We start from the raw sequence: 22,297 nt of genomic DNA on the forward strand, positions 1-22,297 counted from the left end.
TTCTCGTCTGCCCGTTTGCCCCCTGCGCCTACGTCATTTGGCGTATGTGTTTTTGCGCTGCAGCACCCGATAGTCCCCTCGGCAACAGTTAATTTCCGTTTCCGGCCTGTTGCGGAACAAGAAGAGGGGAGTTCAATCAGATGAATCTCAAATCCACTATTACGGGCGCAGCGCTCGGCGCTGTTATGGCCGCATCGGCCGCCTTCCACGGTGCGGTTGCTGCCGACGACACGATCAAGGTCGGCGTGCTGCATTCGCTTTCGGGCACGATGGCGATTTCCGAAACCACGCTCAAAGACGCCATGCTGATGCTCATCGACGAGCAGAACAAGAAGGGCGGCCTTCTCGGCAAGAAGCTTGAAGCCGTCGTCGTCGACCCGGCTTCCGACTGGCCGCTGTTTGCCGAAAAGGCACGCGAGCTGATCCAGAAGGACAAGGTTGCCGCCGTCTTCGGTTGCTGGACGTCCTCGTCGCGCAAGTCCGTTCTGCCGGTTTTCGAAGAGCTGAATTCGCTGCTCTTCTATCCGGTCCAGTATGAAGGCGAAGAGTCTTCGCGCAACATCTTCTACACCGGTGCTGCTCCGAACCAGCAGGCCATTCCTGCTGTCGACTACCTGATGGAAAAAGAAGGCGTCAAGCGCTTCGTTCTCGAAGGTACGGACTACGTTTATCCACGTACGACCAACAAGATTCTCGAGGCATACCTGATTTCGAAGGGTATTCCGAAAGAAGACATCATGACCAACTACACGCCGTTCGGCTTCTCCGACTGGCAGACCGAAGTTTCCAAGATCAAGGAATTCGGTTCGGCTGGCAAGAAGACCGCCGTCGTCTCGACGATCAACGGCGATGCCAACGTTCCCTTCTACAAGGAACTGGGTAACAAGGGCATCAAGGCAACCGACATTCCCGTCGTCGCTTTCTCGGTCGGCGAAGAAGAGCTTGCCGGTCTCGACACCAAGCCGCTCGTCGGCCATCTCGCCGCCTGGAACTACTTCGAGTCGGTCGAAAGCCCCGCCAATAAGAAGTTCATCAAGGACTGGCACGCTTTCACCAAGAACGACAAGCGCGTGACGAACGACCCGATGGAAGCCGCCTATATCGGTTTCAACGCATGGGTTAAGGCCGTCCAGGCTGCCGGCACGACCGACACCGACAAGGTTCTCGACACCATCATCGGCGTCAGCGTTCCGAACCTCTCCGGCGGCACTGCCACCGTCATGCCGAACCACCACATCACCAAGCCGGTGCTGATCGGTGAAATCCAGGCCAACGGCCAGTTCGAAATCGTCCAGCAGACACCTGCCGTCGTCGGTGACGAATGGTCCGACTACCTGCCTGACTCCAAGGACCTGATCTCCGATTGGCGCAAGCCGATGTCCTGCGGCAACTTCAACGTTGCGACGGGCAAGTGCGGTGGCAAGGGTTCCTGAGTACGACCCCGATCCGATGATTGCCTGAAGGCTTCCGTCCGGGTTTGATCCCGGGCGGACGCTCTGTCCCAGCGATCGCGCCGCGAGGCCAACACTATCAAGGGCGAGAAAGCCGATGTATCGCGCCGTAAAGATTTTCCTCATCACGGTTTTCCTGACATTTCCGGGTCTGACGTTTTCGGGCCTGACAATCTCGAGCGAAGTCCAGGCCCAGGACGATATCCACGTGCTCATCGACGCGCTCGGCGCCGGCGACTTTCCGGAACGCGAAGCGGCCATCAAAGCGCTGGTCGCTTCCAAGGACCAGCATGTCAGCCAGATCCTGCAGCAGTTGAGCGACGGCCTTCTCTACGTCAATTCCGATGGCGGCCCGGTTCTCCTCCAGGGCGGTACCGATGACGAGCCGACCTATTCAGACCCGATCACCGGCGAAGCCGCTGCCGATGTCGATCCGGATCTGATGACGAAGGTCAAGATCAACAACGCGCTTCGCGGCGTCATCAGCGCCGCCACCAGCCAGCTGACACTGATGAGCCCGGACCGTTCCGCGCGGCTTGCCGCGGCGCAGGGTCTGCTGAAAGATGCTGATCCCGCCAATCTCGACCTGCTGAACTCGGCGCTTGCGGCCGAGAAGGACGCTGAGATCAAGAATACGATGGAAGCGGCGCGCGCTGTGCTGCTGCTCAAGACGGATGCGAGCGTCGAAGACAAGAAGGCTGCGATCGATACGATTGCGGCGCGCGGCAATCGCGATGCGCTGACCATCCTCACGACCACACTCGAAACCGCGCCAGAAGACCTGAAACCGGCGATCCAGGCGGATATCAGCTCCATCAATCGCAGTCTGGCGTTGTGGGATATCGTCCAGAACATCTGGTACGGATTGTCTCTCGGCTCGGTACTGCTGCTTGCCGCGATCGGCCTTGCCATCACCTTCGGCGTCATGGGCGTCATCAACATGGCGCATGGCGAAATGGTGATGATCGGCGCCTATACGACCTATGTGGTGCAGGAATACATAACCTCAGCCTTTCCGGAACTTGCCGACTATTCGCTGGCCTTTGCCGTGCCTGCGGCCTTCGTCTTTACGGGCTTCGTCGGTCTGGTGATCGAGCGCGCGGTCATCCGCTATCTCTACGGCCGGCCGCTCGAAACGCTGCTCGCCACCTGGGGCGTGTCGCTGATCCTGCAGCAGGCAGTGCGCAGCATCTTCGGCCCGACCAACCGCGAGGTCCGCAATCCGACCTGGATGTCCGGCGTCTTCGATCTCGGCGGGCTCGCCATCACCTGGAACCGGCTGTGGATCATCGTCTTCTCGATGGTCGTGTTCCTGACGCTGCTGATGCTGCTCAAGCGCTCCGCCTTCGGCCTGCAGATGCGTGCCGTTACGCAGAATCGCCGCATGGCGTCGTCGATGGGCATCCGCACCGGCTGGGTCGATGCCTTCACCTTCGCGCTCGGCTCCGGCATTGCCGGCATCGCCGGCGTGGCGCTCAGCCAGATTGACAACGTCTCGCCAAACCTCGGCCAATCCTACATCATCGACAGCTTCATGGTCGTCGTCTTCGGCGGTGTCGGCAATCTCTGGGGCACGCTGGTCGGCGCACTCTCACTTGGCGTCGTCAACAAGTTCCTCGAGCCCTTCGCCGGCGCCGTGCTCGGCAAGATCCTGGTGCTCGTCCTCATCATTCTCTTCATCCAGAAGCGTCCGCGCGGGCTCTTCGCACTCAAAGGAAGGGCGGTGGAAGCATGATAACGGCCTTCCTTCTCCGGTCGCTCGATCGCAGGATCTCCATCGCCGTCGCCCTCTTGCTGGCGATCGCCATTCTCGTGCCGGTGCTGAATCTCGCAACCGGCCCGGCCCATCCGCTGCACATCCCGACCTATATCATGGCGCTGTTCGGCAAGTATCTGACCTACGCGCTGCTGGCGCTGGCGCTCGATCTCGTCTGGGGCTTCTGTGGCATCCTCTCGCTCGGCCATGGCGCCTTCTTCGCGCTCGGCGGTTATGCGATGGGCATGTACCTGATGCGCCAGATCGGCTCGCGCGGCGTCTATGGCGATCCGATCCTTCCTGACTTCATGGTGTTCCTGAACTGGAAGGAACTTCCCTGGTTCTGGTACGGCTTCGACCATTTCTGGTTCGCTGCGCTGATGGTGCTCTTCGTGCCGGGCCTGCTTGCCTTCGTCTTCGGCTGGTTCGCCTTCCGCTCGCGCGTCAATGGCGTCTACCTCTCGATCATCACCCAGGCGATGACTTATGCGCTGCTGCTTGCCTTCTTCCGCAACGACATGGGGTTCGGCGGCAATAACGGCATGACCGATTTCAAGGACATCCTCGGCTTCAACATCCAGGCGGACGGCACGCGCGCAAGCCTCTTTGCCGCGACCGCAGTCTTCCTGGCGCTGTCGCTGGTGATCGCCTCGGCGATCGTGCGCTCGAAATTCGGCAAGGTGCTGGTCGGCGTGCGCGATGCGGAGAGCCGCACGCGCTTCCTCGGCTACCGCGTCGAGCATTTCAAGCTCTTCACCTTCGTCGTCTCGGCGATGATGGCGGGCATTGCCGGCGCGCTCTACGTGCCGCAGGTCGGCATCATCAATCCCGGCGAATTCGCACCGGCCAACTCGATCGAAGTCGTCATCTGGACGGCGGTCGGCGGACGGGCGACGCTGATCGGGCCGATCATCGGTGCGATCCTCGTCAACGGCGGCAAGACGATCTTCACCGGCCTCTTCCCGGAGATCTGGTTGTTTGCGCTGGGCGGCCTCTTTGTTGCCGTCACGCTGTTCCTGCCGAAGGGCGTCGTCGGCACGATCGCGCAATATCTCGGCAAACGGAAAGCCGTCTCCAATGCTGCCCCGCCCGCGGCGCAGGAAGACGATCTCGAGCCGAAAATCCAGGCAGCGGAGTGAGCGCCATGATTCCCGACGTCAAACCCAACAGCGTGCTCTATCTCAACGGCGTCTCGGTTTCCTTTGATGGCTTCAAGGCGCTGAATTCGCTCTCGATCGTCATCGAGCCCGGCGAACTCCGCGCCATCATCGGCCCGAACGGCGCCGGCAAGACAACGATGATGGACATCATCACCGGCAAGACCCGGCCCGATGAAGGCGAAGTCTTCTTCAACGGCACGATCGACCTGACCAAGAAGGACGAGGCCGATATCGCCCAGCTCGGCATCGGCCGCAAGTTCCAGAAACCGACGGTCTTCGAAAGCCATACGGTCTGGGACAATCTGGAACTGGCGCTGAACCGCCGCCGCGGCGTGTTCTCCACCCTGTTCTATCGGCTCTCCGGTGAGGACAAGGCGCGCATTGAGGAGATCCTCGAAACGGTGCGGCTGACGCACCGGCGCGACGAATTCGCCGCCAATCTCTCGCATGGGCAGAAACAGTGGCTGGAGATCGGCATGTTGCTGGCGCAGGAGCCGAAGCTGCTGCTGGTCGACGAACCGGTGGCCGGCATGACGGATGCCGAAACGGCGGAGACGGCGATCCTGCTCAAGGATATCGCTAAGACCCGGTCGGTCGTCGTCGTCGAGCACGACATGGGCTTCATCCGCGACCTCGGCGTCAAGGTCACGTGCCTCGCGGAAGGCTCGGTGCTGGCGGAAGGATCGATCGATTTCGTCAGCTCCGATCCGAAGGTGATCGAGAACTATTTGGGGCGGTGAGGGATGCAACTTCCAGGCTTGAACCTGACAAAAGAAGACGCTCTAAAACGAGCGGGTTTCATTGTGGGGTTTCATCATGGCTTTTCTCGGTATTCTGGTAGCGGCGCTCAGCGGCGCGGTCATCTGGTATTGGCGTTTTAAAATGGTGCGTGAGGTGGGAAACGAGATCATCGATTCCGTCGAGCGGATGCGGGGCGCTTATAAGCGCAAAAAGTTTCGCAAGCAGGCCGAGGTAGCGCCGCTGGCCTCGATCGCCGATCCGGCGATAGCAGCGGTGGCCTTCTTCTTCTGCCTTGCCAAGGAAAAACCGATGTATCTGGACGCTGCGAAGAATGTCGTCCGCAACCGCATGAAGGGCATCATCCGGCCGGGCGACATGGATGAAGTGCTGCTTTTCGGGGAGTGGGCGTCAAAAAACGTCACCAGTCCCGAAGATCCGATCCGCCGGTTCCGGGATCTCTGGATAAAGGCTCTCGGCATGCACGAGCGTCAGCAACTGATCGGCATTGCCGAGGAAGTGGCCGAGGCCGGTGGCGAGAGAACGAAGGAACAGGAATACGCCCTGCAGATGCTGAGGCGCACGTTGATGAATTGATGGGGAATGGGTGAACGGATGCTGACAGTCGAAAACGCAAACCTCCACTACGGCGCCGCCCAGGCGCTGCGCGGCATCTCGGTCAAGGCCGAGATGGGCAAGATCACCTGCGTGCTGGGCCGTAACGGCGTCGGCAAGAGTTCGCTTCTGCGCGCCGTGACCGGCCAGCATCCGCTTTCGGCCGGCACCGTCACCTTCAACGATGCCAGGCTCAACGGCCTGCCGCCCTTTGCCCGCGCCAAGCAGGGCATCGGCTATGTGCCGCAGGGCCGCGAAATCTTCCCGCTGCTGACCGTCAAGGAAAATCTCGAGACCGGCTTTGCGCCCCTTGGCCGCCGTGACCGCAACATTCCGGACGATATCTTCAGTCTTTTCCCGGTGCTGAAGTCGATGTTGTCGCGTCGCGGCGGCGATCTTTCCGGCGGGCAGCAGCAGCAATTGGCGATCGGACGCGCCATGGTGACAAGGCCGAAGATCCTCGTACTTGATGAGCCCACAGAAGGCATCCAGCCGTCGATCATCAAGGATATCGGCCGGGCGATCCGTTATCTCCGTGATTCCACAGGCATGGCGATCCTGCTCGTCGAACAGTATCTCGATTTCTGCCGTGAGCTTGCCGACTACGTCTACATCATGGACCGCGGCGAGATCGTGCATGAAGGGCTTGCCGAAACGCTGGATACGCCGGAAGCGCGCCGTCATCTGACCGTCTGATCGGCAGATGCCGCTTTTTGCGGCAGAGGGTGCGGCGTCTGACAAAACCTTCCGCCGCTGCCAAAGGTTTACCCGGACGGCATGGGAATTGCTTGCTTTCCGTCATCCGCGCGATTGAATGAAAACCGGTGGCGTGGCCGAAGAGGACGATATGACGATTGCGGCGGCGAGCACGAGACCGCAAAGAGCGGAAGGACGTGGGCATCTGGCGGCAAAGCTGTTCGATGGCCGCACGCGTATCCGCGAACTCTATCAGGAGGGCGCGGCAAAGATCCGCCTGCCCGATACCTTCGATGCTTCGATGGAAGCCGTGATCATCAATACCGCTGGTGGTTTGACAGGCGGTGACCGCATGGCCTGGAGCGTCGTTGCCGGCGCCGGTACGCGGATCGACGTCACCACCCAGGCCTGCGAGAAGATCTACAAGGCTTCGGCCGGCACGGCGGAGGTTTCGACCACGATCGAGGTCGGCGCGGGTGCCCGCGTCGACTGGCTGCCGCAGGAGACGATCCTTTTCGACCGCGCATCGCTGTCTCGCCGGCTGGATGTCGATCTTGACGAGAAAGCCGAATTTCTGGCCGTCGAAGCCGTGCTGCTCGGGCGCAAGGCGATGGGCGAGATGATGGAGACGGGGCTTTTCCGCGACCGCTGGCGTATCCGCCGGTCCGGCCGTCTGATCCATGCCGAGGAACTCAGGCTTTCCGATGGCGTGGCGGCCCTTGCCGCGCGCCAGGCCGTGCTCGGCGGGCAGGTGGCCTTTGCGACGCTGCTCTATGCGGGGCCGCTGGCGGAGGCCTATCTCGGCAAGGTGCGGCCGCTCGTCGAAGGGCCGATGGGCGGAGCGAGCGCCTGGAGCGACAAGCTCATCGTGCGCCTTGCCGCGCCTGACGGCTTCTCGCTCAGAAAAATCCTGATCCCGGTCATTTCCGCCTTGCGCAACGGCGCGCCTGTGCCGAAAGTCTGGAATCTATAAACCTGAGCATGATGCCGAAAAGTGTGAGCGGTTTTCGGGCGACATCATGCTCTAACTCTTTAATGTAGAACAGGATCATCCTGTTCTAGGCATGCAGCAGATGGGCAAGCGATGAACCTCACTCCGAGAGAAAAAGACAAGCTGTTGATTTCAATGGCGGCGATCGTGGCGCGCCGGCGGCTGGAGCGCGGCGTCAAGCTGAACTACCCCGAAGCGATCGCGCTGATCAGCGATTTCGTCGTCGAAGGCGCCCGCGACGGACGCCCGGTCGCCGAGCTGATGGAGGCCGGCGCCCATGTGATCGGCCGCGACCAGGTCATGGAAGGCGTTGCCGAAATGATTCACGACGTGCAGGTGGAGGCAACCTTCCCAGACGGCACCAAGCTCGTGACCGTGCACGAACCGATCAGGTGAGGACTTAGAATGCTGGAGCTCAGGCCAAATTGCGAATGCTGCGACAAAGATCTGCCGCCGGAGAGCGCGGACGCGCGGATCTGCACCTATGAATGCACCTTCTGCGCCGATTGCGTGGACAATGTGCTGAAGGGTGTCTGCCCGAACTGCGGCGGCAATCTCGTTGCCAGGCCCGTTCGGCCGGTCGCGATGCTCGCCAAAAATCCGGCGTCGACGAAGCGTGTGCTGAAGGCCGAGGGCTGCGCGCCCAAGGCGGCTTAGGGAGAATGAGATGATTCCGGGCGAGATCATTGCCGCAAGCGGCGACATCGAACTCAATGCCGGCGCGCCGACGGTGACGCTGGAGGTTTCCAATACCGGCGACCGGCCGGTGCAGGTCGGCAGCCACTACCATTTCGCCGAAACCAATGCCGGGCTTTCCTTCGACCGCGCGGCGGCTCACGGCAAGCGGCTCGATATTCCGGCGGGAACGGCTGTGCGCTTCGAGCCGGGGCAGACGCGCTCGGTGACGCTGATCCCGCTTTCCGGCAAGCGCGAGGTCTATGGTTTCCGTCAGCTGGTGATGGGTAAGCTCTAAACAAGCGGGAGGGATGCATGCGTTTGAATATCTGCCTCGCCGGGGCCGCGATGTTGCTGATGTCAGGCGCGGCTTCTGCCCAGGATATCGACTGCAAGAACCCCCAGACGCAATCGGACATGACCTCCTGCGAGGCGGCGCGTCACGATGCAGCCGACAAGGCGTTGAACGTGCAATATAAGAAAACGCGCGCCGCGATGGTGGCGATCGACAAGGATCTGGATGGCGACATGAAGGGCGCGGAGCAGGCGCTGGTCAAGGCGCAGCGCGCCTGGATCGATTATCGTGATGCCGAATGCGATGCCGCCGGCTTCCAGGCGCGAGGTGGCACGATGGAGCCCATGCTGGTCGCCGGGTGTCTCGCCGATATCACGGACAAACGCACGAAAGAGCTGAAAGAGCTCGAACATTCGATGAGCAACTGAGGTGGTCAGCAAAATCATGATCGTCGGCAATGGTGAGATCGGGGAAGGAGCGGCTGGCGTCATCGACGCTGCCGATTTCGTCATCCGCTTCAACGATTGCCGCTCCTATGGCGCCAGCGGTGGCCGCACCGATGCCGTTGCTGTCTGCAATACCGGCCGGCCGGCGAAGGCGATGCTCGGCTCGGAGCAGTGGCGTACCCATCCCGGCGTCGTCTCGGCCTCCGAGATCTGGAGCGTGCGCGACCCGGAAAAATTCGGGGCACTGCGGGCGCCCCTTGCCGTCTCGCATCCCGAACTCGACGATTTCTGCGACGATTATACGGACGCGTTCAGCGCCTTTTGCGCCGAGACAGGTAAGACGCACCTCGTCATCGACAAGGTGGTTCACGAGGTCGTCGATGCGGAGCTTTCGGCCTATGATCCCGCACCTTACGTCGTGCCGAGCAGCGGCATGATCGTCATCGCCGAGATGCTGAATAAATTTGCCGACGCCGAGGTAGTGCTGGCCGGCTTCGGTCACGCAGGCTGGGAATGGCACCCGTTCGCCGCCGAAAGGCAGCTTGTTGATACTTATGTTGCCGCCGGCCGCATCACGCGGCTCGACGGAAAAATGATTGTTTCTTCCTCCTACGGAGCCTGATGGATGCCCTACAAGATCTCGCGCGCCGCCTATGCCGGCATGTTCGGACCGACCACCGGCGACAAGGTGCGCCTTGCCGATACGGAGCTTTTCATCGAGATCGAGAAGGATTTCACCACCTATGGCGAGGAGGTGAAATTCGGCGGCGGCAAGGTGATCCGTGACGGCATGGGCCAGAGCCAGGTGACGCGGGCGGACGGCGCGGTCGATACGGTCATTACCAATGCCGTCATTGTCGATCATTCCGGCATCTACAAGGCCGACATCGGGCTCAAGAGCGGGCGCATCGTTGCGATCGGCAAGGCGGGCAATCCCGACATGCAGCCCGGTGTCAATATCATCGTCGGCCCGGGCACGGAGGCGATTGCCGCCGAAGGCAAGATCGTGACCGCTGGCGGCATGGACAGCCATATCCATTTCATTGCGCCGCAGCAGATCGAGGAAGCGCTGATGTCAGGCATGACCTGCATGCTGGGCGGCGGCACAGGGCCGGCGCATGGCACGCTCGCCACCACCTGCACACCCGGTCCCTGGCATCTTGCGCGCATGATCGAGGCCGCCGACGCCTTCCCGATGAATCTTGCCTTTGCCGGCAAGGGCAATGCCTCGCTGCCGGGCGCGTTGCAGGAAATGGTGCTGGCCGGCGCCACCTCGCTGAAGCTGCATGAGGACTGGGGCACGACGCCGGGCGCCATCGACTGCTGCCTCTCGGTTGCCGACGAATACGACGTGCAGGTGATGATCCACACGGATACGCTGAACGAAAGCGGCTTCGTCGAAGATACGATCGGCGCCATCAAGGGTCGCACCATCCATGCCTTCCACACGGAAGGCGCGGGTGGCGGGCATGCGCCTGATATCATCAAGATCTGCGGCCAACCGAACGTCATCCCGTCGTCGACCAATCCGACCCGGCCCTACACGGTCAATACGATCGCCGAGCATCTCGACATGCTGATGGTCTGCCATCACCTGTCCCCGTCGATCCCGGAAGATATCGCCTTTGCCGAAAGCCGTATCCGCAAGGAGACGATTGCCGCCGAAGACATTCTGCACGATATCGGCGCCTTCTCGATCATCTCCTCTGACAGCCAGGCCATGGGTCGCGTCGGCGAGGTGGCGATCCGCACCTGGCAGACGGCCGACAAGATGAAGCGCCAGCGCGGCCGGCTGAAGGAGGAAAAGGGCGACAACGACAATTTCCGTGTTCGCCGCTATATCGCCAAATACACGATCAATCCGGCGATCGCCCATGGTCTCAGCCATGAGATCGGCTCGGTCGAAGTCGGCAAGCGCGCCGACCTCGTGCTGTGGAACCCAGCCTTTTTCGGCGTGAAGCCTGATATGGTGCTGCTCGGCGGCTCGATCGCGGCAGCCCCCATGGGCGATCCGAACGCCTCGATCCCGACGCCGCAGCCGGTGCACTACCGGCCGATGTTTGCCTCATACGGCAAGAGCCTCACCAATTCCTCCGTCACCTTCGTCAGCCAGGCCTCGCTCGATGCCGGCCTGAAGGGCAGGCTCGGCGTTGCCAAGGAACTCGTGGCGGTGAAAAATACGCGCGGCGGCATCTCCAAGGCATCGATGATCCACAACGACCTGACACCCGAGATCGAGGTCGATCCGGAGACCTATGAAGTCAGGGCGAACGGCGAATTGTTGACATGCGAGCCGGCGACGGTGCTGCCGATGGCGCAGCGCTATTTCCTGTTCTAGCCGGCCATTCCGTGCGGACCGGCATGCGCTGGCTACTGCGGATCATGGTCCTGCTCGTGGCTCTGGCTGCGGGCGGAACCTTCATTCCGCGGCCGCTGATTGCTCCTGTCAAGGCGTCGTCCACGGAGGCGACGCATCGGATATTCCTGCTGTCGGGGCCGATTCATACCGATATCGCAATCCCGCTCGATGAGGAGACGCGGGCGGCATTTTCCTTTCTGGACGATACCGGTTTTCCGCTCGGCCATCCGAATGCGGAATGGCTCGTTGTCGGCTGGGGTGGCCGCGCCTTCTATTTGGAAACCCCAACCTGGGCAGAGCTGAAGCCGATGCCCGTGCTGCGGGCGCTGACGATCGACCGTTCGGTGCTGCATGTGGACCTCGCCGGTCATATCGCCGAGCCGCAACCGGCTGTCACGGCATTCGATATCAGCGACGATCAACTGGAGCGGCTGCGTCACTTCATGGTGGACAGCTTCGTCCGCGACGAAGGCGAGATCATACCGATCCCCGATGCGGGTTACGGCGAGATCGACCGGTTCTTCGAAGCCAAGGGATACTTCAACGCTCTCTTCGGCTGCAACACCTGGACTGCCGCCGCCTTGCGCTCGGCCGGGCTTCGGACCGGCTTATGGAACCCGTTTCCACAATCATTGCGATTATCTGTCGGTGTCTACAATTGAAGCAACAGACGGCCATTCCGCTCTTAAACTAAATTGTGAATGGCACTCTCCATTCGGTTGTAAAAATCAGGGGAAAAACCATTATTTTCCCCAGTTAAACCATTCTGGAACAGCCCTGCAGCACAGCGCAAAAAAGCGCTTTTATTTCAATTGTCTAACTGTCCCCTTGCACTGTCCGATTCAGGGATTGGACATCTGCATCCCCTGCTAGAAAAAACCTGCCTACCGAATCGTCCGAAACTGTTCGAATCTTAACGAGTCGATTAAGACACCCGCAGCAATTGGGCTCTTATCAATGCCTTGTAACGCCGGGCAGGAAGGTTGATTCTCATGAGAAACTGGATGTCGCTGCAGGCCGATTTGGGCAACTTTCAATACCGCAGGAACGTCTACGTCTTCGCGCTGAAGATGAGCTTTCTCGCGGTCATTCTCTCCGGCGTCATCATCGCGCTGACGATACCGCCGCTCGGTTTTTTCGGGCTATTGCCGATGACGCTGCCGCATGCGATCGGCTTCGCCGCGATTTTTTCCTGGCTCGTCGGCGGGACGGTTTCCGGCATGCTGTCGCTGGCCGCGGGGTTCACCATGCACGAGCTGACGCTGTCGCGGGCGGAGTTCGAAAAGCTCAGTCGCACGGACACGCTCTCCGGCCTGTTGAACCGGCGCGCTTTCACGGAGGCGCTTGAAACCACCGAGGACAACGCCTCCCTGGTCATTTTCGACGTCGATCGCTTCAAGGCGATCAACGATCGCTTCGGCCATGCCTGCGGTGATGCGGTCATCATGGCGGTCTCGGCCGTGCTGACGTCGGCCTTCGATGAATTGTCCGTCGTCGCGCGGCTCGGCGGCGAGGAATTCGGCGTCATCGTTTCCGGCGAACCGCTGGAGGCGCGGCTGGAGCGGATCCACGCCGTACGGGCGCGCATCGCCGGCAGGCCGATTACGGTGGAAGGACAGAATATCGCCATCACCATTTCCGGGGGCGTCGCCGATCTCGTTGCCGGGCGCAGCAAACAGCAGGTCTATGCCTCGGCCGACCGAGCGCTCTATCTCGCCAAGGCGCTCGGGCGCAATCGCGTCGTGCACGAGCGGGAAGGTCTGCAGCATGCCTGGCACGGGCTTGCCGAAAACGGCTTCGGTACCGAGAGCAGGGGCACGGGCAGCGACAACGTGATGCAGGCCTACGGAATATAAAAGCTGAGACGCAAGCGAAAGATCATTGGTGCTTGCATCGGGAAAGGCTATTTTGCATGGTCGTCGTCTCATCAAAACGGACATATCATGCAGCGCGTCACCTCATATCTTCCCGCCGGCACTCCTTCTTCCCATCCGACCGCCCAGGTCAAGCTGCCGCATGATCTGCGCCATCTTCGCCGCAAGCTCCTGCATCTGGAAAACGGCGAGATGGTCATGCTCGATCTCAAGGATCCGGTGCTTTTCGCCAATGGCGACCTGCTGGTGCGCGAGGACGGCGAGTTGATCGAGATTCTTGCGGCCGACGAGAAGCTCTTCGAAATTCGCGGACGTGACCGCGTGCATCTGGTCGAGCTTGCCTGGCATCTCGGCAACCGTCATCTGGCCGCCCAGATCGAAGAAGACCGTATCGTCATCCTGCGCGATCATGTCATCCGCGCCATGCTGCAGGGGCTGGGGGCCTCGGTGCTGGAGATCGACGAGCCCTTCCAGCCGGCGCGGGGAGCCTATCATTCCCACGGCGGGCATTCGCATGATCATGGGCATGCCGCACATGATCATGGACATAGCCATGCCCACGGGCACGATCACCACGATCACGCGCATGACCATGACCACAAACATGATCACAGCTGCGACCATGATCATGATGACCATGATCGTGATCATGACCACGACCATGGTCACGGGCATCACGGCCACAAGCACGATTGAAGCGTGATGACCGGGGATCGCGAGCTACAGGCATTGCTGCGCCTGACGGCATGGCTCTCGCCGGCCTTTCCGATCGGCGGCTTTGCCTATTCGGGCGGGCTGGAGCGAGCAGTTGCCGATGGGCTGGTCACCGATGCGGCCTTGCTTGCGGCCTGGATCGGGACGCTGATCGGCCATGGTTCGGCCTGGAACGATGCCGTGCTGATGGCCGAAAGCCACAGGCGCCATGCAGACGCCGCGTACCTTGCCGAAATCGCCGCACTCGCCGAGGCGCTTGCCGGATCGCGTGAACGCCATCAGGAAACGATGCTGCTCGGTGACGCCTTCCTCTCGGCCGCGCAAGCCTGGCCGGACGGCGTGTTCGAAAGGTTGCCTCAGAAGGCTGCCTATCCCGTTGCGGTTGGGGCGGTGACGGGCGCGCATGGCATCGCGCCCGAGAAGGCGCTCGCCGCCTTCCTGCATGCCTATGCCTCACAGGCGGTTTCGGCGGGCATCCGTCTCGGCGTCGCCGGGCAGAAGGATGGGGTTGCGGTCCTCGCCGATCTCGAAGAGCGCATTGCGGAGATCGCGCGGCACGCGGCCGCCTCGACGCTCGACGATCTGGGTTCGGCGACGGTGCAGGCCGATATAGCAAGCCTGCGCCACGAAACCCAGGCGACGCGGCTATTCCGCTCATAACGGTCCAAAATTTCCGCCGAGGCTGCGTCATTTGACGGTGGCGCTCGCCAGCGGCGGCGCTATCATCGGGTTCGATTGGAGTAAGACACATGAAATCAAGAAACGGACCTCTGCGCGTCGGCATCGGCGGACCGGTCGGCTCGGGTAAGACGGCGCTGACGGAAAAGCTCTGCAAGGCGATGCGCGACGACTATTCCGTCGCCGTCGTCACCAACGACATCTATACGACCGAGGATGCCGAGGCGCTGGTGCGCATGCAGGCGCTGCCTTCGGACCGGATCGTCGGCGTGGAGACGGGCGGCTGCCCGCATACCGCCATTCGCGAGGATGCGACGATCAATCTCCAGGCGATCGCCGGCCTTAACGAGCGTATCCCCGATCTCGACGTCGTTTTCATCGAATCCGGCGGAGACAATCTGGCGGCGACCTTTTCGCCTGATCTTGCCGATATCACCATCTATGTCATCTCCGTCTGCCAGGGCGAGGAAATCCCGCGCAAGGGCGGGCCGGGGATCACCCGCTCGGACCTGCTCGTCATCAACAAGAAGGATCTCGCACCCCATGTCGGCGCCGATCTCGAAGTGATGGACCGGGATGCGACTCGCATGCGCGCCAGCCGCCCCTTCGTGTTCTCCGACATGAAGCGCGGCGATGGGGTCAGCTCGATCGTCAGCTTCCTGAGAGAGCAGGGCGGGCTCTAGATTTAGTCTGAATTGACCTAGAGCGGTTCTCCGACGCGGGTGGCGGGCGTCCTTCTTTGACGAGCGCGTCAAGACGCGAGGCGCTTCCTTCCCCCGCCAGGGCGGAAAGCAGCATGGGGCAGCTGTGACAATCGCCGCGGCGCGGACACGCGGCCGGAATGCCGGCCTTGCCGTTCGGTTTGCACATGGTTCTTCTCCGGAAATGCTCGGCGATGCCACGGGCGGAGCCTCGATCCTCCGCCCGCAGCAATCTTTTCAGGCGGCCAGCTTCAGCGCGTCGGCAAGCATGGCGAAGTCGCCGGCCGAAAGCCCCGGACGGACGGCGAAGTCGATGACTGCCTGGAAGATTTCCGGCGGCGCATCCTTCTTCATGGCGCCCAAGAGTGCCGCACGCTCCGCCGGATTGATCGCCGGGATCATGAGGCGCATGAAGGCCATGCTCTTCTCCGGCGGCAGGGAGCCGATGATACGCATCTCGATGCCGAATATTTCCTGGTCGGTGAAGTTGCGCCACAGCAGAGGGCCGGTCACCGCCTCCTCCTCATGCATATGCGCGAAGTCGTCGGCGATATAGGCGGCAAAGGCGAGATAAAGTTTGCGGCCGCAGGCGGACTTGTGCAACGGCCAAGCGTTCTCCCAGGCGACAACAAGTTCTTCGAGTTCGCGGAAGGCGGTGCGGTGGTCGTCGTGCTGCTCGTCCAGCGTGACGGTCGAGACGCCTTTGGCGGCGAGCGCCACGTGGATGTTGTCGTCCTCGTGACTGACGTGGGAGGCGGCAAGCATCAGGTAATGGCGCAGGTCGCCGATCAGGAAGATCGTCTCCTCGACATTCTGGAAATCGGCGGTGCCGAGGCGTCCGAGCAGGTCACAGCCGGCCTTGCGCAGGCCCTTGTGTATCGCGCCGTAAATGTCGTAACGGCCGTTGAGATCGGGGATGCTGGTAAGCGAGAATTCGTGGCTCACGATGGTTTTCCTCTCGTTGGCCGGCGCCTCCTTATGTGCGCCGGGCTGATGGCCGTGAGATAACCGAGGCCTTTGCGAGACGCTTCCTAAAACCATCCTAAGCAATTGGAACGATTGCTAAGAATATCCTAACTAACTATCATCGCCTGACATCGGGGGGAAAAGCATTGCTGGGGCCGGAACTTGTGGAATTCATAGAGAGCCCCGTCATGATCCTGTTCGCGACGCGCGACGAGGCCGGCCGGCCGATGATTGGCCGCGGCTCCGGCGTACGCGTCGACCGGCAGAGCGGGCATCTACACTTTCTCGCCTCCGGCAGCCAATGGCCTGATGCCGCGGGCGAGGCGCTGGCCGGCCGGCCGATTGCCACGACCTTTGTGCGGGCCGCCGACTACAAGGCCTACCAGATCAAGGGCCGGGTCCTGGAGGCGGGGCCGGCGGATGCCGCCTTCCGGGCACTGGGCCAGGCCTATGTCGCAGAACAGCTCGCGCGGATGCTGGCGCTCGGGGTCACCCGGATGCAGCTCTCGAGCACGCTCTCGGACCAGGAACTCGTTTGCATGACGATCGAGCCGCAGGAGATCTTCGAGCAGACGCCCGGGCCGGGCGCCGGACGCAGGCTGACGCCGGAAGCCGTCGCATGATTCCGCTCGAAAGGCTGCGGGACAGTTTCGAGGGTATCATTCCCTCCGTCATCGCCACCACCGATGCGGACGGAATGCCCAATATCTCCTATCTCTCGCACGTGCATTATGTAGACGAGACGCATGTCGCGCTCTCCAACCAGTTCTTCTCCAAAACCGCCACCAACGTGGCGCGCAACGGGCTCGCGACCGTGATGGTAGTCGACGGTTATAGCGGCCAGCAGCATGTGCTCGACCTGACGTTCGAGCGCTCCGAGACGGAGAGCGAGACTTTCGAGCGGGTGGCGATCCATCTGGCGATCCTGGAAAGCCGGATGACCGGAATCATGAAGCTGCGCGCTGTCGACATCTACCGGGTGGAGGACTGTCGGGCCGTGCCGGCCGCCAATCCGCTGGTCGAGCCGGAGCCGCTCGTGCTGCCCGACCTGATGGGCAAGGTGGCGAGGCTGACGGCACGGATGTCAGACTGCAGCGATCCGGAAACGCTGCTCGACGTGACGCTTGAGGGCCTCGGCAAGCTCTTCGGCTACAACCATTCCATGGTGCTGGTGCCGGACGGCGAACGCGGCGGGCTGACGACGATCGCCAGCCGTGGCTACGACCAGTTCGGCTTCGGCGCGGAGGTTCCTCTCGGGCGCGGCATTATCGGGATTGCGGCCGAGCGGCGGCGCAATGTGCGGATCACCGATCTCAGCCGCGGCCAGCGCTATATCCAGGCGGTGCGGACCATGGCGGGCGTCGAGGATACGACGCCGATCCCGCTTCCGGCGCTTGACAAGCCGCTCAGTCAGATCGCGCTGCCGCTTGTCGCGCGGGGAAGGCTCGTCGGCGTGCTGTTTTCGGAATCGATCGAGCGCTTTACCTTCCGCCATCGTGACGAGGAGGCGCTGGTCGTGATCGCGGCGCATCTGGCCACCGCGCTCTCCTTCCTTTCCGAGGAACGCGAGCGGGGGGAGACGAACGGGCGCGAAAAGGCCGATGCGCCGGCCGACCCTTCCGGCAGCGTGCCCGCCGGCCGGCGCATCGCCGTGCGCTTCTACCCACGCGACGGTTCGCTGTTCGTCGATGACGATTATCTCATCCGCGGCGTGCCGGGGCGGCTGCTCCTGCATTTCCTTGAAGACTATGCGCGCATCGGCAAGCGGGACTTCCTGAACCGCGAGATACGCCGCGACCGGCGCCTGCAACTGCCTGACTTCAAGGACAATCTGGAGACCCGGCTGATCTTGCTGCGCCGGCGACTGGAGGAAAAGGCGGGCCCGATCATGCTCGAGCGCGTTGACCGCGGCCGCCTGCGGCTCATCCTCGCCGGCCGTCCCGAGATTGAGGTGGTGGAAGACTGACCGCGACGGGTTTCCCCTCATGGCGACAAGGACGGTCAGAGCTGCCGCAGCACATCGACGTTGCTGATTGCGATGGCCCGGCCGCGGACCGTCACACCTGCTGTCTTCAGCGTCGAGAAGGCGCGCGAGAGCGCTTCCGGCGCGAGACCCAGCTTGCGGGCAAGCAGGCCTTTCGGAAAGGGTAGCCGCAGCGAGGCGGCCGCACCGTTTTCGGTGCAGTGGGTCAGCAGATAGTGGGCGACGCGCTGCGGCGCGGTCTGCATGCGGTCGCCCGCCAGGCATTCCATCGTCGAGATCAGATGCAGCGACAGGCTGCGCATGATCGCCTTGCCGATCCTCGGGCGCTCATCGAGCAACGGCCGTACCCTGGCGATGTCAAAGCACGCCAGCACGCTATCGTCCACTGCCTGTGCGCCGTAGGGATAGATCGCTTCGGCATGGATCAGGCATTCGGCGAAGCTGTCGCCGGGCTCGCAGATGCGGATATCGGCAAACCTGTTGTCGCCGTTGCTGCGATAGAGCCTGATATAACCGCTGAGCACGCAGTAGAAATAGGCGGCCCTCTCGCCCTCCTCGAAAAGGATCTCGTGCGGATCGCAGAGGCGGACGGTGGCGCAGGCGCGCAGCGCCGCGGCTTCGTTTTGGTCGAGCCCGGTCATGATGTCTGCCCCGGCAAGCATGGTCATTTCATGCCCGCCGAATGTCGGCGTCCGCTCCATCTCCCAGCCTCCGGCAACAGCCCGTCTTTTCGATTTCCCGTGCATGCCGGCTAAGATAAAGGAGGGAGATGGCGACCGAATTGATTTCGCTCAAATGCGAAAAGGACCGGCAAAACGAAACGGGCCGGGAGATCGCCCCGGCCCGTCCGTTTCCTGCAGTTCGCTCACTCCGCCGCGAAGGGCGGCAAGCGAAGCACGTTGGTGTCGTTGGCGCTCTTGCGCTTGCTGTCCGGCTTTTCGATCGCAGTCAGGCGCTCGTCCAGCGAGTCGATGTCGCTCTGGTTTTCGCGGGTAACGCGGGTGAGATCCTCGCGCGAGAGCGGCAGGTCCTCCGCGTCCTTCCTGCCGACCAGGCGGCCGAACATCCAGCCGAGCAGGCGGGAGAGATCGTCCATGATCAGGAAGAAGGAGGGCACGACGACGAGCGAGAGCACTGTCGAGACGATGATGCCGCCGATCACCGCGATCGCCATCGGCGCGCGGAACGAACCGCCCTCGCCAACACCGAGCGCGGAAGGCAGCATGCCCGCCGACATGGCGATCGAGGTCATGATGATCGGCCGGGCGCGCTTGCGGCCGGCTTCGACCATGGCCTCGACGCGGGCCATGCCCTGGTGGCGCATCTCGATCGCGAAATCCACGAGCAGGATAGCGTTCTTGGTGACGACACCCATCAGCATCAGGATGCCGATCATGACAGGCATGGACAGCGGATTGCTGGTGAGAATCAGGGCAGCTGCGACGCCGCCAATGGCGAGCGGCAGTGAGAACAGGATGGTGAAGGGCTGGATCACGTCCTTGAAGAGCAGGATCAGCACGGTCAACACCAGCAGGAGGCCCATCAACATGGCGTTGACGAAGCTCTGCTGCATCTCGGACTGCACCTTGGTGTCGCCACTTTCGGCAAGGTGTACCGTGGCCGGGATCTTGGCTTCGTCGACGATCTGGCGGAACCGGGCCGAAGCCGTATCGAGCGCCACGCCCTGCGGCAGGTCGGAGCCGATCGAGACGACGCGGTAGCGGTTGTTGCGCTTGATCGAGCTTACGCCTTCCGAATAGTCGATATTGGCGACGCTCGAGAGCGGAACGGTGCCGCCGCTGGCGGTCTGGATCTTCAATGCCCGGAGGGCCGCAAGGTCGCGGCGCATATCGAGCGCAGCCTGGACGCGGATCGGGATCTGGCGATCGTCAAGCGAGATCTTGGCAAGGGCCGCATCAACATCGCCAATGGTGGCAACGCGGATCGTCTCGGAGATCTGTTGCGGCGTGATCCCGAGGCGGGCGGCCTCGTTCTTGCGCGGGTAGACCTGCAGTTCCGGGCGGGGCAGGGCGCCGTCGGCGCTGACATTGGCCAGCAGCGGGTCGGCGCGAAGCTTGGATTCCAGAATGCCGACGGCGTCGTTCAGGTCCTTCTCGCTCTTGGAGAGGAAGTTGAAGGAGAGGTCGCGTTCGCCGCGGTCGTTGAGCTTCAAGATACGAACGTCTGGAATATCGTGCAGCTTGGCGAAGACTTCCTTTTCGATACTCCATTGCGGACGTTCGCGGCCGTGGACTTCCACCTTCGGCAGCATCGGACCGATGACCGGGATATGGCCGAGCCCGTCGTTGACCATCTTCTTGATCAGCGATTGGTCGAGCTTGTGAAGTGCCAGCGTGATGGTCGCACGGCGCAGTTCGAGTTCCCCCTTCGGCGATGCGCCGCCGAGGACGAAGACGCTTTCGACGCCGTTGATGTCCTTGACCCTGTCGTAGATCGCATCCGTCGTCTTCTCGGTATCGTCAAGCCGTGCATTGGGCGGCAGCTCGACGGAGAGAACGATGCGCGAGGCATCTTCCGGCGGCAAAAAGCTGCCGGGAACCTGCATCAGCAGCAAAATGGAGCCGGCCAGGAAACCGAATGCCACAAGCAGCGTCGCATAACGCGTGTACCAACGCCCGGTCGTGCCGCGTATGAGGCGCGTGTAACCACGCATCAGCAGGCTGTCATTGTCGTGATGGTCATCGACGCCGTCTTCGGCGCGCATCAGATAGGCGGCCATCATCGGGGTGATGAGGCGCGCGACCAGCAGCGAGAAGAAGACGGAGAAGGCAACGGTCAGGCCGAACTGGATGAAATACTGGCCCGGAATGCCCGGCATGAAGGAAACGGGCACGAAGACAGCGATGATCGTGAAGGTGGTGGCGATGACGGCAAGGCCGATTTCATCAGCCGCCTCGATCGCCGCCCGATAAGGCGTCTTGCCCATCTTGATATGGCGGGCGATGTTCTCGATTTCCACGATCGCGTCGTCGACGAGGATACCTGTCGCGAGCGTCAGGGCGAGGAAGCTGACGAGGTTCAGCGAGAAGCCCATCATGTGCATGACCCAGAAGGTCGGGATCGCGGAGAGCGGAAGGGCGATGGCCGAGATCAGGGTCGCGCGCCAGTTCCTGAGGAACAGCAGGACGACGATGACGGCGAGCAACGCGCCTTCGAGCAGCGTATGAATGGCGGCTTCATAGTTGCCGTAGGTGAAATAGACCGAATCGTCGATCATCTCGATCTTCACGTTCGGGTTTTCGCTCCGAACCTTGTCGAGACTCTTGCCCACGGTTTCGGCGACGCTGACCTCGCTGGCGCCCTTCGAACGGAAGACGCCGAAGGTGACAACCGGCGTATCGTTGAAGCGCGAGAAGGATTTCGGCTCCTCGTAGGTATCCTTGATGGCGCCGAGTTCGGACAGCTTGACGAAGCGGCCGCTCGGCAGCGCAATCGTCGTGTCTGCAAGCTCGGCGACGTTGCGGGCATCGCCGAGAACGCGGATCGCCTGTTCGCTGCCCGCCACCTGGCCGCGGCCCGAGCCGAGGTCGACGTTGGTGCCGCGCAGCTGCTGGTTCACGCTTGCGGCGGTGATGCCGTAGGCGTTCAGCTTGTCGGGAGTGAGCTCGATACGCACTTCGCGCTCGGCGCCGCCGTAACGGTCGACGCGGCCGATGCCGGCCTGGCCCTGCAGCGCACGCTTGATCGTATCGTCGACGAACCAGGAGAGTTCTTCCAGCGACATGTCGGGCGAGGAAACGGCGAAGGTCTGGATTGCCTGGCCCTCGACATCGACCTTGGTGACGATCGGTGCTTCGGCTGTGGCCGGCAGATCGCTGCGAATGCGGTCGATCGCGTCCTTGACGTCCTGTACCGCCTGTTCCGTCGGCACTTCCATGCGGAACATCACGTTGGTCTGTGAGCTGCCGTCGGTCACGGTCGATTGGATTTCATCGATGCCGGTGATGGAAGCGATCGCGTCTTCGATCTCCTTCGTCACCTGCATTTCGAGTTCGGCCGGCGAGGCGCCGCTCTGCGTCACGCTGATCGAAACGAGCGGCACGTCGATGTTCGGGAAGCGCGTGATCGGCAGCGAATTGAAGGACTGCATGCCGATGAAGATCAGCAGGCAGAAGGCCAGAAGCGGCGCGATGGGATTTCGAATGGACCAGGCTGAAAAATTCATCGGATGGTCTCT

Annotated in this window: 23 protein-coding genes; 20 read left to right on the forward strand and 3 right to left on the reverse strand. The window is 62.0% G+C overall.

All coding sequences use genetic code 11. The features are described from left to right. Positions 1-140: 140 nt before the first annotated feature. The 18 genes from urtA to ureG all read left to right on the forward strand — a co-directional run bounded on the left by urtA (position 141) and on the right by ureG (position 15,131). On the forward strand, positions 141-1,433 hold the full coding sequence (gene urtA / locus EFD55_RS11720) for an urea ABC transporter substrate-binding protein (protein WP_125845215.1): 1,293 nt from the start codon (positions 141-143) through the stop codon (positions 1,431-1,433). Positions 1,434-1,548: 115 nt separating this feature from the next. After that, positions 1,549-3,186 (forward strand): urea ABC transporter permease subunit UrtB, encoded by a 1,638-nt coding sequence (gene urtB, locus EFD55_RS11725; RefSeq protein WP_125845216.1) that lies wholly within the window; start codon positions 1,549-1,551, stop codon positions 3,184-3,186. Beyond that, a complete protein-coding gene (gene urtC, locus EFD55_RS11730; RefSeq protein ID WP_125845217.1) occupies positions 3,183-4,346 on the forward strand; it encodes an urea ABC transporter permease subunit UrtC in 1,164 nt (387 codons plus the stop codon). Before urtB ends, urtC begins: the two co-directional genes overlap by 4 nt. A gap of 5 nt (positions 4,347-4,351) precedes the next feature. After that, positions 4,352-5,107: an urea ABC transporter ATP-binding protein UrtD gene (gene urtD, locus EFD55_RS11735; RefSeq protein WP_020397630.1), complete on the forward strand. Its 756-nt coding sequence runs from the start codon at positions 4,352-4,354 to the stop codon at positions 5,105-5,107. Positions 5,108-5,183: 76 nt separating this feature from the next. Continuing rightward, positions 5,184-5,702 (forward strand): hypothetical protein, encoded by a 519-nt coding sequence (locus EFD55_RS11740; RefSeq protein WP_125845218.1) that lies wholly within the window; start codon positions 5,184-5,186, stop codon positions 5,700-5,702. A gap of 18 nt (positions 5,703-5,720) precedes the next feature. Continuing rightward, the gene (urtE, locus tag EFD55_RS11745; protein ID WP_125845219.1) at positions 5,721-6,416 is read left to right on the forward strand and encodes an urea ABC transporter ATP-binding subunit UrtE; all 696 of its coding nucleotides are present in this window, start codon (positions 5,721-5,723) and stop codon (positions 6,414-6,416) included. Between the two features lie 151 nt (positions 6,417-6,567). Then, the gene (locus tag EFD55_RS11750; RefSeq protein WP_125845361.1) at positions 6,568-7,389 is read left to right on the forward strand and encodes an urease accessory protein UreD; all 822 of its coding nucleotides are present in this window, start codon (positions 6,568-6,570) and stop codon (positions 7,387-7,389) included. A 111-nt stretch (positions 7,390-7,500) separates the two neighbouring features. Then, positions 7,501-7,803: an urease subunit gamma gene (locus tag EFD55_RS11755; RefSeq protein WP_125845220.1), complete on the forward strand. Its 303-nt coding sequence runs from the start codon at positions 7,501-7,503 to the stop codon at positions 7,801-7,803. A gap of 9 nt (positions 7,804-7,812) precedes the next feature. Beyond that, entirely contained in the window at positions 7,813-8,064 is a 252-nt protein-coding gene (locus EFD55_RS11760) for a DUF1272 domain-containing protein (protein WP_125845221.1), read from the forward strand. Positions 8,065-8,074: 10 nt separating this feature from the next. Continuing rightward, the gene (locus tag EFD55_RS11765; protein ID WP_003542314.1) at positions 8,075-8,380 is read left to right on the forward strand and encodes an urease subunit beta; all 306 of its coding nucleotides are present in this window, start codon (positions 8,075-8,077) and stop codon (positions 8,378-8,380) included. A gap of 17 nt (positions 8,381-8,397) precedes the next feature. After that, positions 8,398-8,805 carry a lysozyme inhibitor LprI family protein gene (locus EFD55_RS11770; RefSeq protein ID WP_125845222.1) on the forward strand — a complete coding sequence of 136 codons (408 nt, stop codon included), beginning with the start codon at positions 8,398-8,400 and terminating at the stop codon, positions 8,803-8,805. A 16-nt stretch (positions 8,806-8,821) separates the two neighbouring features. Further along, a complete protein-coding gene (locus EFD55_RS11775) occupies positions 8,822-9,445 on the forward strand; it encodes a Urease operon accessory protein (RefSeq protein WP_125845362.1) in 624 nt (207 codons plus the stop codon). Between the two features lie 3 nt (positions 9,446-9,448). Next, positions 9,449-11,161 (forward strand): urease subunit alpha, encoded by a 1,713-nt coding sequence (ureC, locus tag EFD55_RS11780; RefSeq protein WP_125845223.1) that lies wholly within the window; start codon positions 9,449-9,451, stop codon positions 11,159-11,161. A gap of 11 nt (positions 11,162-11,172) precedes the next feature. Continuing rightward, positions 11,173-11,844, forward strand: a complete 672-nt coding sequence (locus tag EFD55_RS11785) for a TIGR02117 family protein (protein WP_125845363.1) — start codon at positions 11,173-11,175, stop codon at positions 11,842-11,844. A 330-nt stretch (positions 11,845-12,174) separates the two neighbouring features. Further along, the gene (locus EFD55_RS11790; protein ID WP_125845224.1) at positions 12,175-13,038 is read left to right on the forward strand and encodes a GGDEF domain-containing protein; all 864 of its coding nucleotides are present in this window, start codon (positions 12,175-12,177) and stop codon (positions 13,036-13,038) included. 87 nt (positions 13,039-13,125) lie between these two features. Then, the gene (gene ureE / locus EFD55_RS11795) at positions 13,126-13,752 is read left to right on the forward strand and encodes an urease accessory protein UreE (protein ID WP_125845225.1); all 627 of its coding nucleotides are present in this window, start codon (positions 13,126-13,128) and stop codon (positions 13,750-13,752) included. 6 nt (positions 13,753-13,758) lie between these two features. Then, positions 13,759-14,430 carry an urease accessory protein UreF gene (locus EFD55_RS11800; protein ID WP_125845226.1) on the forward strand — a complete coding sequence of 224 codons (672 nt, stop codon included), beginning with the start codon at positions 13,759-13,761 and terminating at the stop codon, positions 14,428-14,430. Positions 14,431-14,519: 89 nt separating this feature from the next. Beyond that, the gene (ureG, locus tag EFD55_RS11805) at positions 14,520-15,131 is read left to right on the forward strand and encodes an urease accessory protein UreG (protein ID WP_008534592.1); all 612 of its coding nucleotides are present in this window, start codon (positions 14,520-14,522) and stop codon (positions 15,129-15,131) included. 255 nt (positions 15,132-15,386) lie between these two features. Here ureG and EFD55_RS11810 read toward each other — a convergent pair whose 3' ends face one another. Beyond that, positions 15,387-16,094, reverse strand: coding sequence for a hemerythrin domain-containing protein (locus EFD55_RS11810; RefSeq protein ID WP_125845227.1), 708 nt, complete (start codon positions 16,092-16,094; stop codon positions 15,387-15,389). A 185-nt stretch (positions 16,095-16,279) separates the two neighbouring features. Here EFD55_RS11810 and EFD55_RS11815 point away from each other — a divergent pair, with 185 nt between their 5' ends. Both EFD55_RS11815 and EFD55_RS11820 read left to right on the forward strand, forming a co-directional pair. Further along, positions 16,280-16,738 (forward strand): hypothetical protein, encoded by a 459-nt coding sequence (locus EFD55_RS11815; protein ID WP_245438460.1) that lies wholly within the window; start codon positions 16,280-16,282, stop codon positions 16,736-16,738. Further along, entirely contained in the window at positions 16,735-18,081 is a 1,347-nt protein-coding gene (locus tag EFD55_RS11820; protein WP_125845229.1) for a GAF domain-containing protein, read from the forward strand. The genes EFD55_RS11815 and EFD55_RS11820 overlap by 4 nt, the downstream gene beginning before the upstream one ends. Positions 18,082-18,116: 35 nt before the next feature. On the opposite strand, the gene EFD55_RS11825 is transcribed toward EFD55_RS11820, so the two are convergent. Both EFD55_RS11825 and EFD55_RS11830 read right to left on the reverse strand, forming a co-directional pair. Beyond that, the gene (locus tag EFD55_RS11825) at positions 18,117-18,800 is read right to left on the reverse strand and encodes a Crp/Fnr family transcriptional regulator (protein ID WP_125845230.1); all 684 of its coding nucleotides are present in this window, start codon (positions 18,798-18,800) and stop codon (positions 18,117-18,119) included. A gap of 164 nt (positions 18,801-18,964) precedes the next feature. Continuing rightward, on the reverse strand, positions 18,965-22,285 hold the full coding sequence (locus tag EFD55_RS11830) for an efflux RND transporter permease subunit (protein WP_125845231.1): 3,321 nt from the start codon (positions 22,283-22,285) through the stop codon (positions 18,965-18,967). Between the last annotated feature and the right edge of the window lie 12 nt (positions 22,286-22,297).

It is taken from the genome of Rhizobium pisi (assembly GCF_003938655.1).
Classification (GTDB): Bacteria; Pseudomonadota; Alphaproteobacteria; order Rhizobiales; family Rhizobiaceae; genus Rhizobium; species Rhizobium pisi.